An 11,300-nucleotide genomic window follows, 5' to 3' on the forward strand; every position below is an offset into this window, starting at 1 on the left:
TCGCGCTTATCCGCCCTACGCATGTTTCGGTCGTTGTGCGTGGGGAACGGCGGATGCGCTTCGCTCCGATACGTCGGACCGATCCGCCCTACGTAAACCACGGCAGCTCGCGTAGGGCGGATAAGGCCGCAGGCCGCATCCGCCGTAACCAAGCCACGCTGTATCCGCCGAAATGTCTATAACCTCGCCAGTTCCGCCTCGGTCTTCAACCCAAACACCTTACGCATAAACGACGCCGCCGGACAGAATCCGGTAAAGGACTGCTGAAACAGATTGGCGCCCACAAAGACCGTCAGCCAGACAAAACCGGGGTGAGCCCAGTAGGTCAGAGCAACGGACAGCAGGATCATAAAACCGGCGAAAGCGGTGACAGCACGTTCAAGACTCATGGTAATTTCCTCGTTTGCTTGCGTTGTTAAAGCCGTTGATTAAAACGCGTATCGAATGCGTGCATACGCGTTGTTGTTGTCTTCGAATTGCCCGAAGAAACTGTGGGTTTCCTCTCCGAAGAATAGGTTAAAACCGGTACTCAGGCTCAGATTGTCGTCAAAGCGATAATCGAACCGCGGACGCACATGGCCATCCTCATCGCTGGGGGAGTAGAACGCGAACAGGGACAGGGTCATCGTGTCCCGGGCATCCCGCCAGGTCAGTCGGGTGGTGACCAGAGTGCGGTTCTGCTCCGCCTCCCATTCGGGATTCGGGCTGTTAAGCACCAACTCGTCATGGTTCTGGGTGTGCTCGAGGTACAGTTGCAGGCTGCCGGTCAGACGGGTCAACAGTTCTTTCTCGTAGCCAACCAGGGCGCGCCACTGACTGTTGGGTGTTCGCGGGTCCGTGCCGCTCGGGTCGTCGAGACTGTCGTGGTGCGACACCTCGGCATTGAACAGTCCCGGGCCCAGGGGCAGGCGAACCGAGCCGCCCAAGGCGCGCAGGCGCGAGAAGGTGGGCTGACCATCCGAACTCAAAGCCGTGGGGCTCTTGTGGAAACCGTCGTAGCCATACAGGGCCCACTCGGTGGAACCGATGTTGCGATAGACGCGCAGGGCGAGTTCATCGTCATCCGGAGTGTCGGCCACAAAGGCCTGGGCTTCGCCGATGATCTGGTCCTCCATGGGATTGAATACCGACAGGCGTTCGCCGCGCGGGTAGACATCGGGTTCGAACTCCGGTGTCCAGGCCAGCTCGATATTGCCGCGGTCAAAGTAGCCGGACAGACGCAGCGCATCCTGCGGCGCCTTGAGGTATTCATCGTCCCGACCGATAAAAAATGCCTGCCAGTCTTTGGCAAACAGATCATTCAGAAACACATAATCCCCGGTGCCCCAGGTCATCACCTGACGGCCCAGCTTCGCATCCAGGTGATCGCCGATGCCGTTACTGACGGTCAGCTCGCGTGCCTGGGCGTCCCATTCGCCGAGCACCTCGTCATAGACCAGGTCACCCTTGACGGTGTACTGAAACCGGCTCGTCGAGCCGTCGGTTTCCAACCGGGCCCGGGCTTCCCCCAGACTCAGCCGGTCGTGATGGGGACTGCGGTCCAGGCGCGAACCCGCGCCCAGCTCGATAAAGCCATAGAGCGGGAACGCCGGGCCGGCCTCTTCTTCCCAGTCGCCGGTTTCCCAGTCATCCCAACCGTCGTCGGTCTGTGCCAGCAACGGACCGCTCAAGAGCAAGGGGCTGACCAGCAGTGACCTGATCGCAAGCGACGTCCAACGCATGAATGAGGCTCCTTCAGTTCAACCAGTCAGTGGGCGGGTTGCGCAGGCTGCGCTCGGAGAAAATGTTCTCCGGAATGCCCAGGTCGTAGCGCACGTTGCGGAACTGCATTTCGGTCTCACCGCCGGTGTCCAGATCGCGCATGATCGAGTGCACCACCGTCGGATAGCCTTCGATGGTTTCAATCTTTTTCACTTCCATCTGGCGATACACCTCGCCCCGGTCGTTGTAGTAGTCGGTGCCCACCGGCAGCAGAGTCTCCCGATCGATGGTGACTTCGTAGTGGCTGAACTCGACCTCGCTCGGGTCCTTGGCGGTGCCGCGCAGGCGGTAGTGTTCGTCGGTGGTTTCCAGCAGCTCATAGTCATCCAGATCGGTGGAGCGGCCGGAGACATCTTCATAGAAGAAATGCGAGCCCACAAAGGAGGTGCGCTTGTCGCCCGCCGAGATGCGCTTGACCAGGTCCAGCCCGGGCAGATACAGCCAGCGATCATCGTCCGTTTCGGTGCGCTTGATCACCCGGAAGACGGTGTTGCGCACGTCCGCCGGGCGGGAGAAGAAAACCATCATGTCCTGGGTCTGATTGTCATCCCGGGTTTTGCGCAGGATAGTGAACTGGCGGACCTGCCGCCGGCCCTGGTTGTCGGTGATCAGCATGCGCGCTTCGCTGCGACCGTCGTCACCGGAGTAAAACGCGACGCGTTCGGCTTTGCGCACAATCTCGCGCGGATCGGTCAAGGCTTCATCGGCCTGAGCGCCTACGGCGAACAGCGTCAGGGCCGCGGTTGCCAATACAGTTTTGATGTTCATCATCAGGTTCTCCATTCAATTGGTTAGGATGCGCGAAACAACCAGCGTTGCAGCAGGGTCATGACCGTGGGCAGCAGGATCAGGGTCACCAGGGCGGACAGCGCCATGATGGTGGCCAGGAAAAAGCCCACGGTGATGTAGGGCACCAGTGGTGCCACCAGCAGCGGGGTAAAGCCCACGGCAATCACAATGGCGTTGCGGGTAATGGCCCGGCCCGGCTCCAGGAACATGAGCTGCATGGTCTTCGACCAGTCGCCGGTTTCGCGGAAATAGGCCCGGGTGCGCTCCACAAAATGAATCGCGAAGTCGATGGACAGCCCCAGGGTCAGCGCCGAGAGCACGGCTATGGGCATGTCGTAATCCTTGCCCACCCAGCCGATCAGGCCGTAGATCCCGGTGATGGTCAGGGTGAGGGGCAGCATGGCGACAATGCCGAAGGCCACGGAGCGGAACAGCAGCATCATGATGATCAGTACGATCACAAAGGCGCTGATCAGACTGCCTACCATGCCCTCGACCATTTCCGCCTGCCAGACCACATTGAGGTAGGACTTGCCGGCCCATTCGAGATTAAGACCTGCGGGCAATGGGTTGTCCTGCAAGTACTGGTCTACCGACTCCACCACCGCGGTCATATCCTGGTTGTCACCGCTGGTCAGTTGCAGCCACACCAGGGATTCGCGGTAATCCGGCGTGACGAAGTGCCACAGATCCTGGGGACGGTGGGAGGACTGATATTGCAGCAGCGTCTGGGCCACGGCATCGGCGGAGTCAGGCAAGCGATAATCCTCCGCTTCGCCGGAGCGCAGCTCGCGGTTCACGGTTTTCACCACGTCGGCCAGACTGTTGCTCTTGCCCACCAGGCCGGTGCTGGCCAGGTGTTGCTCGAGCTGCTGGATATATTCCAGATTCTCCGGCTGCAAAAACGCCTGGCTCTGGCTGTCGAGTTGTTCGAGTTGGTTCATCAGTGCTTCCAGGGCGTCGGCATCTTCACCGCCCACCTCGAACAGACGATCGTCCAGGGCCAGAATCAGGTCGGACAGAGACTCGGGGCTGTCCAGTGTCTGGTCCTTCAACCATGTGCGGGTCGCTTCGCTCAGTGACTCGTTGGTGCTTGCATCGGTCAGCGCGGACTGGGCCTTGTCGACCGCGTCACTGCTGGACTGGAATACCATAAAGGCATCGTAGGTACCCGCGAAGTGATCGTTCAGCACCCGGTCGGCAATGCGCAGCTCGTGGTCGGACTTGAACCAGCGAACCGGATTGTCGTTGATCTGGATCTGGGTGATTCCCCACACCGACACCGCAAAGAGGGCAACAAAGCCGACCGTCCAGAGTTTGGCGTGGGAACGGGCCAGTTTGCCCAGGGGCGGCAGTACACGGGCCACCAGGGAACGATCTTCGGCCGGCAATTTATCCACCATGCGATCCAGGGTGGCGGGGTTCAGACTCACCAGATAGGCCGGAATGAAAATGATGGTGGAAAGAAAGGCCAGCATGATGCCCAGGCCCACAAAAAAGCCGAAAATCTGCACCGGCGGAATGGGGGTCAGCATCAATGACAGGAAACCGATAGATGAAGTGACCGAGGTGAACAGCATCGGCGTGAACAGATGGCCCATCACTTCGGTAACGACCTGGCGCACACTGCTGCCCTTGCGGTAGCGGTCGGCAAACTCGGACATGATGTGCACCGAATCCACCACGGCGATGGGCATCAGGAAAATGGCGATCATGGAAGACATGATATGAACGGTAAAACCGGCCCCGATCAAGGCGCCCATGGTGATCAATACCGTGCTCACGGAGACGATCATCGGTGCCACAATAAAAGGGATGTTGCGGAAAAACACCCACAACAGGATGAAGATCACCAGGCCTGCCAAGGGGGCGGAAATGCCCATCTGAACAAACATTTCATAGCCGAAGCGGTCCTCGGCGATGGGCAGACCGGTGATGTGCCAATCGTCCCCGGCCTCAAAGCCATCAATGTGGGACTGCAGCTCCCGACCAATCGCGTAGCTCTGGTTCTTGTCTTCAATCGGCACGTAGATGGCGGCCGCCTTGCCGTCCTCTGACACCAGGGTGTTGAACAACAGCGGCAGGTCTTCCACGTTCTCGCGGATGGTCCGGGCCTGTGCCTGAGTGTCCGGTGGCTCGCGCATCATCCACTCAAAACGCAGAGTGCCCGCGCCTTCCTGGGTAATGTTGTCGACATTCGACAGGGACATCAGATCCGGGGCAATTACCCCGTCCAGCCCTTCGGCAAACTCACTCAGGCTGTGCAGGTTGGCCAGGGTTTGCGGGTTGTACACGGATTGCTCGTTCACCACGCCCACCACAATGGTGTCGTGCATATCGAAGCGCTCCTTCACTTCGTTGTGAAATACCCGGGCGGGGTTGTCCGTCGGTAGCATGTTCTCCGGGTCCGTGTCGATCTGAATCAGCGGCAGCAGGGCGCTGAACGCCAGGGTCAAAAGGCCCAGCCCCCAAAATACCGCCTTGCGGTGGTTAAGCGCCAGATTTAGCAAGCGTCGGGCCATCAATGAATCTCCAGTAGCGAGCAATAGCAATAGTGTTGAGAGTTATCTAAATTAGAAATATCTAATAAATATACTAAAGCTTGAAAGGGTTGTCACGGGGATATCGATTGATTCTATAAATTAGAAATATCTAAATTATAATTTTTTAATGAAAAGACGGTGAGTGTCACGCAGGAAGTACCTGCGAGCCAATGGCATGGGGCCCAAAAGACCCGGAGAGGTGTTCGAGGTAGGTCGGTCAGGTAGGGTGGATAAGCGGTGAAGCCGCGTCATCCACCAAGGCGACCTGGCGGTATGATGGCACTGAAGGGCTGGGTCAGTCGTTCAATCGAGGTAGGGTGATAAAGAATTCGCTACCCCCCTGAGGTCCATCCCGATAGCCGACTTCGCCACCCAGTTGGCGGCTGATCTCGCGGGTGATTGCCAACCCCAGCCCGGTACCGGGCAGCTTCCGTCGGTCGCTACCATCGGCCTGAGAGAACCGCTTGAACAATTCGCTGCGAAAGTCTGGCGCAATACCGGGACCCGAGTCCCGCACGCGAATTTCAATAACGTTCGCTTGCGGTGCGACCGAAATTTCCACGGCACCCCCCTCGGGAGAAAATTTGATCGCATTAGAGATCAGGTTGTTCAGTGCCTGCATCAGGCGCGTGCCATCGACGTTGACTTGTACCTCTGGCCAGCTATCTGGCGCTACCAATTGAACGTCGTGCTGTGCTCCGTAGCTGGTCATCGAGTCGATGGCTTCATCCAGGAGTGGGCCGACAGTCTGCTGCTCGAAATTCATCGGCATTTTCCCTGCGACGAGTTTCTCCATATCCAGTAGGTCATTGATCAGTGAGGACAAACGGTCTGCGTTTCGTTGAGCGGTATGAAGCATCTTTGCGGCTCTATCTGACATCGAGCCCAAAGCGCCTCCGGCCAGCAGGCCAAGCGATCCCTTGATCGACGTCAGGGGAGTGCGAAGTTCATGGCTGACCGTGGCGATGAATTGATCCTTCATTCGCTCCAGTCGGCGCCGTTCGCTGATGTCTTCGATCAAGGACCAGATTACAGGCCGTCCGTCCGGATCCTGGCTGAGCATGCCCTGCAGTTTTACCGGGTAGCGACTACCATCCTTGCGGATGTACTCCTTCTCGAAAGGGCCATACCGTCCCTGGGTTTTCAGATCGTTCAGTGCCCTCTGTTCGTCTTCAGCGTATTCCTCGGGGGTGATCTGCCAGTAACTCAACTGAACAAATTCTTCGCGGGTGTAGCCGGTGGGTTTGATCAGCGCATCGTTCAGATCAATGAAGCGACCGGTTTTGTAGTCGTTTAACGCCATGCCGATGGGGGCGAACTCAAACAGGCTGCGGAACCGGGTTTCATTTCGCTCAAGTGCCTGTCGCGCCAGCTCTTGATCGTGAATATCGTGCAGGTAGCCGTGCCAAAGGGTGCTGCCGTCACTTAGACGCTCTGGGCGCGCCTGTCCCGCAATCCACCGATAATGGTTATCTCGCGTTTTCACCCGATAGGTTCCCTGCCAGGTTTTGAGGGAGTGGTTCGACGCCTCTATGGTTTGTGTGATTGCCTCCAGGTCGTCGGGGTGAATGGTCTCAAATACGGAACTGGCATCTCTGGCGGCCTGGTCCGGTCTGATACCATAAAGGCTTTCGATCTGATGAGAGCTGAACGGAAAGGTCGATCTGCCATCCGGGAAAAGCCGATACTGATATACCATGCCGGGCAGTTGGGCCATTAGTTTGTTCAATCGCTCATTCCCGGTATCGCTTTCCAATAAGTCTGAAACCCAGCGCGTGAGCAGTCGAATGAACAAACGGTCGGTCTCGTCAAAATCCTCTCCTCGTTGGCTGGACGACGAGAAGTTCAGAGTGCCGAAGGATTCACCTTCGACCGTCAAAGTGACGCCTATGTAAGAGCCCAGGGGTAGACTCTGATAGCACGGGTGCTCGGCGTATGGGCTGCTCGGGGCATCCGAAAGAAACAGTTCCGTCTCTCCCCCGGAAAAGAGCAATTGACACCAGGTGGCGTCCAGGCTGAAGGTCTGTCCCGGCTGAATGCCGGTGTCCGGCTCGGCATCGACCCAGCGAGCGGTATACACGTCACTCTCGATCTTGCTGATAATAGCCAACTCCATGCCGAGAAACTGTCTCGCCTTGGCGAGCGCGTAACACAGTTTGTCGTTGACCGTCTCTCGCGTATTGAAAGCGATATCGTTCAGAAGCACCAATACTTCGTGGTGTTTGTTCAATTGAGCGAGCGATTCTTTTTCGCGGGAAATGTCGACAATCAGCCCTTCAAGAACTCTGTTTTCTGACCTGCTTCCTGCGACCGCACGTCCGCGCTCCTCTACATGGTGAATGCCTCCGGTGCGATGGCGTATGCGGTACTCGAGGTGCCAGTCCTCGTCGTTATCGACCGCGCTTTGGATGGTTTGGGCAACCCGCTCAACATCGTCGGGGTGGATCAGTGTGGTGAGATTGATTTCGGTGTTGTTGATCAGCTCCTCGGCCTTGTAGCCGCTGAGGGTTTGGACCTGATCGTTGACGTAAAGTACAGTCGAGGGGGTGTCGTGTCGGCACCGGTAGGCAACCCCTGGCATGTTGGCGATCAGGGAGGAGAACTCTTCGAGACTTTCTTCGATGGTCTGTTGGGCTTTAATGTCCCGGCTGATGTCGGCATGAGTGCCATACATCAGCAGAGGTTCCCCCTCGGCCGTCCATTCGAAGACCTGCCCCCTGTCGTGCACCCATACCCAATGCCCTTGCTTATGACGCATTCGTGCCTTGCAGTCATAATGTCTCGTCTCGCCACGGAAGTGGGCGTTCAGTAGCGCTTCGGACTGGGCCAGATCGTCCGGATGCGCAAGACTCATCCAGGTGTCGATCGATATGGGCGCCAACTCGGCCAATGTATAGCCGACGATTTCTGCCCAGCGTTCATTGAAAACCGTTTCGCCCGTTTGTACATTCCATTCCCAAGTGCCCACATCGGTGCCTTCAATAACCAGGCGGGCTTGTCGCTCGCTGTCTACCAGCGCTGACTCCAGCTCCAGGCGAGAAGCGCTGATGGGGGCTTCGCTCCGCATCAGGTTTTCGCTCAGAGACACGAGGTCCTTCAATTGGTTGTACTGATCCGCATCAATTGACCGGGGGCGAGTATCGAGCAGGCATAAAGTCCCAATCGGGTGATCGTCGGAATCCCGGAGCGCGGCACCCGCGACGAAACGGACAAAAGGTTCTCCGGACACCCACGGCGAATCTCTGAATTGTGGATCGACTGACGCATCTTCGACGGTGAGCGGGTCAGAGGCGGAGGCACAAAGTATGTGCTCCAGTATCCGGTCACCTTCTGGTATGCCGGAAAGGGCTTGTCCGTCACTGCATACCAGCCGTTGTCGACCATTATCCGTCAGTGAAATCAATGCAATCGGCATGTCGAGGAGCTGTCTCGCCATGCGGTTGATCCGCTCGAGGTCAAGTACGGGGGTGCTGGATGTACTCATAGATGTTATGGCTCTATACCCAACCCGGAGGGTTGTGGGTCAATCGGACAAGGCTAAACACACTTGGTTGCGGCCGGAATCTTTTGCGTCGTACAGTGCGTGATCCGCTTTTTCGATCAGCGTGTCGGGCAGTGCATCCGGAAACTGGTCGCTGTCGGTAACGCCTGCAGAGAGCGTACAGTAAAAATGTCGACCGTTGCCAAAAAACCGTATCCCTGCAAATGCCTCGCGAAGCTCATCCACTAACTGAACGGCTTTCTCGGCGGTGCATCCCGGCAGTACCAGAGCGAACTCTTCACCCCCGTAGCGACCCAGGCGGTCCGTGGCCCGGAAGTGTTGCCGCAAAAACGTCCCTACAGAGCTGATGACCAAATCACCTACCGCGTGACCATATTGATCATTGACCGCTTTAAAATGATCAATGTCCAGCATCACGACACTGAACGGCCTTGCGGTTCTTCTGGAGGCCTGCCATTCCGCCTCAAGGGCTTCTTTGATGCTGGCGTGGGTCATGAGGCCGGTCAAGCCGTCTCGCGTCATCGCGTGCTTCAACTCCCGAAGGCGCCGGACCCGGCTTTCGCTCAGGCTGACAAGCAGCTTTGGATCGACCGGTTTTTCCAGAAATGCATCGCCACCGGTCATCAGGGCCTCGGTGCGCTTTTGCGGGTTCGACTCAGCGGACAGGTACACAATGGGGAGGTTGGCCCAGCGCTCGAATTGGGATAACACGGCCACCAATTCAACGCCCGACACATCAGGGAGGGACAGATCCATAAGAATCAGTTCCGGGTCGAACTCGCTGACCACCTGAAGCAGTTTGTCGGGTTCACTCAGCCAACGCACCTCCATTCCGGCGTGCTCCAGAATGTGCTGGCAGTATTGAGCGAGTGGCGCGTCGTCTTCAACAATCAGAACCCGCTCGGGCTCACCGTCTTTCATTTTCAGTAGCCGAGCGGCATACGCCGCAAGCTGGGGAACGTCCAATGGCTTGGCAAAATAGCCTCGTGCGCCACTGCGGACTGCTTGAAGTCTGGCGCGATATGTCTCTTCCGCTCCGGTAAAGATGATTGGACAATGAAAACCGGCCAACAATGGCTTCCAGTAATCTGAGCCGACTGTCTCAGAGTCCTCAATAGTAGAAGCGCGATGATCAACGATCAGAAGGTCGGGAGTGGGGGCATCACGCTGATTCAACTCAGCGGCATCACGCAAATGTCTGACTTCAAAGCCAAAACTCTGTAGCTGCTGACCTACATACTCAGCCAACATGGCGTCTCTCTCCAGCAGCCAAACCTGGTGTTGACCGTCGGTGTCACTCGTTGAACGCGACTCCAGTCCCAGGGCGCTTTCACCACGTTCATCCGCTCGTAGTGCCTTCTGAAGAAGCTCGGCCCAGTGGGTGGTGGATAACCCCGAGGTCTGGCTTTTTTTTCCGTCAAGGTGGTCCGCCAGCCGTCGCTCCAGGGCTCTGGCCTGGTGTCCCAGCTGTGGGAATCCGAAGGTTCCGGCGGACCCGGCCAAGCGGTGCAGGGCGTGGTGTAGTGCCTGCATGGAATCGCTTTCTGGAGAGTTTTGTCTGGCAGTGCCCATGACGCTTTCAATCTCGGCCAGCTCTCTTTTAAGGCGTTGACGATAAGCGGCTTTCAAAGAGTCCAGACGGGAGTTCAAAACCTGGGTGTCGGAGAAGTCAGCCATTAATTCGATCCCAAATCGCTCGGACATCATCGGCCAGTATCATGGGGTCGAAGGGCTTGCGCACGACATCGTTCACACCCAGGCTCCGATAGCGGTCGAGCTCCTCTGGGTGCACTTTGGCCGTCATGAACGCCACTGCGGTCTCGGAGCTGATGGACCCCTGACGGCGCAAGGCTTCCAGGGTCTCGGGGCCATCCATTTCAGGCATCATGACATCCAGAAGCAGCAGTTGGGGCTCAAAAGCATCGACGTTCGCCAGAGCCGCTTGGCCGGACTCGCAGACGAGAACGTCAAGTCCCCCGAGATCGCGCAGCGCCAGGGTGGCGATTTCACGAATATCCGAGTCGTCCTCGACATACATGACTTTCTCGAGTGGGGGCATGCTCAGGTCTCAATTTGAAGGTTCATTTCTAAATTAGCAGACTCCGATTCAGTAATCCACCAATGACCAGGCCTTCGTTTGGACGGCCCCGTCCCGACGGCATACGCGAGTTTTTAGGCCTGCAGACAAGCGAAGTTAGGCCAAATACCAATAAATTAGAATATGCTAAATTAGATATGTTGACAATTTGTCGATATTGCGTTTTTATGATGTCACTGTCAATACGGAGGCGGAAATCCGAATGAACGCATTCACCGCGGGTCTGGAAGAGATGCAGGCCCACAGCCGCGACGCGGCCAACCTGCTGAAACAGATGAGTAATGAGCACCGGTTGATGGTGCTTTGCACCCTGGGGGCCGGGGAGATGTCCGTGGGCGAGCTGAACGAGCACATTCCCCTCAGCCAGTCGGCCCTGTCCCAGCACCTGGCCAACCTGCGTCGGGCGGGCCTGGTGGCGACCCGCAAGGAGTCCCAGACGGTGTATTACCGCCTGGCGGGAGACAAGGCCATGCGCGTGATCCGGGTGCTGCAGTCCATTTATTGCCCGGGGTTGATGCCCGAGCAGGCCGAGGCGTAAGTAGCGATTACAAACGGATACCACGACAGGTTGCGTAGGGCGGATAAGGCCGCAGGCCGCATCCGCCGT

At 57.5% G+C, this 11,300-nt stretch carries 8 protein-coding genes; 1 reads left to right on the plus strand and 7 read right to left on the minus strand.

All coding sequences use genetic code 11. From position 1 onward, the window contains the following. Positions 1 to 176: 176 nt before the first annotated feature. The 7 genes from B3187_RS13450 to B3187_RS13480 all read right to left on the minus strand — a co-directional run bounded on the left by B3187_RS13450 (position 177) and on the right by B3187_RS13480 (position 10,654). Positions 177 to 389, minus strand: coding sequence for a YgaP family membrane protein (locus B3187_RS13450; RefSeq protein WP_123637808.1), 213 nt, complete (start codon positions 387 to 389; stop codon positions 177 to 179). A gap of 39 nt (positions 390 to 428) precedes the next feature. Beyond that, positions 429 to 1,721 (minus strand): hypothetical protein, encoded by a 1,293-nt coding sequence (locus B3187_RS13455; RefSeq protein ID WP_286806985.1) that lies wholly within the window; start codon positions 1,719 to 1,721, stop codon positions 429 to 431. A gap of 13 nt (positions 1,722 to 1,734) precedes the next feature. Next, on the minus strand, positions 1,735 to 2,532 hold the full coding sequence (locus tag B3187_RS13460; RefSeq protein WP_286806987.1) for an outer membrane lipoprotein-sorting protein: 798 nt from the start codon (positions 2,530 to 2,532) through the stop codon (positions 1,735 to 1,737). A gap of 20 nt (positions 2,533 to 2,552) precedes the next feature. Continuing rightward, positions 2,553 to 5,072: an efflux RND transporter permease subunit gene (locus B3187_RS13465; protein WP_286806988.1), complete on the minus strand. Its 2,520-nt coding sequence runs from the start codon at positions 5,070 to 5,072 to the stop codon at positions 2,553 to 2,555. Between the two features lie 316 nt (positions 5,073 to 5,388). Next, positions 5,389 to 8,577: a PAS domain-containing protein gene (locus B3187_RS13470; RefSeq protein ID WP_286876190.1), complete on the minus strand. Its 3,189-nt coding sequence runs from the start codon at positions 8,575 to 8,577 to the stop codon at positions 5,389 to 5,391. Positions 8,578 to 8,616: 39 nt separating this feature from the next. Further along, complete coding sequence (locus tag B3187_RS13475; RefSeq protein ID WP_286806991.1) at positions 8,617 to 10,272, minus strand: diguanylate cyclase; 1,656 nt, start codon at positions 10,270 to 10,272, stop codon at positions 8,617 to 8,619. Continuing rightward, entirely contained in the window at positions 10,265 to 10,654 is a 390-nt protein-coding gene (locus B3187_RS13480; protein WP_286806992.1) for a response regulator, read from the minus strand. Before B3187_RS13480 ends, B3187_RS13475 begins: the two co-directional genes overlap by 8 nt. A 241-nt stretch (positions 10,655 to 10,895) precedes the next feature. Here B3187_RS13480 and B3187_RS13485 point away from each other — a divergent pair, with 241 nt between their 5' ends. Beyond that, positions 10,896 to 11,231, plus strand: a complete 336-nt coding sequence (locus B3187_RS13485; RefSeq protein WP_286806993.1) for an ArsR/SmtB family transcription factor — start codon at positions 10,896 to 10,898, stop codon at positions 11,229 to 11,231. Positions 11,232 to 11,300: the final 69 nt, after the last annotated feature.

The organism is Marinimicrobium sp. UBA4209 (assembly GCF_002381585.1).
Taxonomy (GTDB): Bacteria; Pseudomonadota; Gammaproteobacteria; order Pseudomonadales; family Cellvibrionaceae; genus Marinimicrobium; species Marinimicrobium koreense.

Excerpts from the sequence above, each read along its gene's own strand:
- B3187_RS13450 (WP_123637808.1), bottom strand. The coding sequence starts at position 389 with ATGAGTCTTGAACGTGCTGTCACCGCTTTCGCCGGTTTTATGATCCTG.
- B3187_RS13455 (WP_286806985.1), bottom strand. The coding sequence starts at position 1,721 with ATGCGTTGGACGTCGCTTGCGATCAGGTCACTGCTGGTCAGCCCCTTG.
- B3187_RS13460 (WP_286806987.1), bottom strand. The coding sequence starts at position 2,532 with ATGATGAACATCAAAACTGTATTGGCAACCGCGGCCCTGACGCTGTTC.
- B3187_RS13465 (WP_286806988.1), bottom strand. The coding sequence starts at position 5,072 with ATGGCCCGACGCTTGCTAAATCTGGCGCTTAACCACCGCAAGGCGGTA.
- B3187_RS13470 (WP_286876190.1), bottom strand. The coding sequence starts at position 8,577 with ATGAGTACATCCAGCACCCCCGTACTTGACCTCGAGCGGATCAACCGC.
- B3187_RS13475 (WP_286806991.1), bottom strand. The coding sequence starts at position 10,272 with ATGGCTGACTTCTCCGACACCCAGGTTTTGAACTCCCGTCTGGACTCT.
- B3187_RS13480 (WP_286806992.1), bottom strand. The coding sequence starts at position 10,654 with ATGCCCCCACTCGAGAAAGTCATGTATGTCGAGGACGACTCGGATATT.
- B3187_RS13485 (WP_286806993.1), top strand. The coding sequence starts at position 10,896 with ATGAACGCATTCACCGCGGGTCTGGAAGAGATGCAGGCCCACAGCCGC.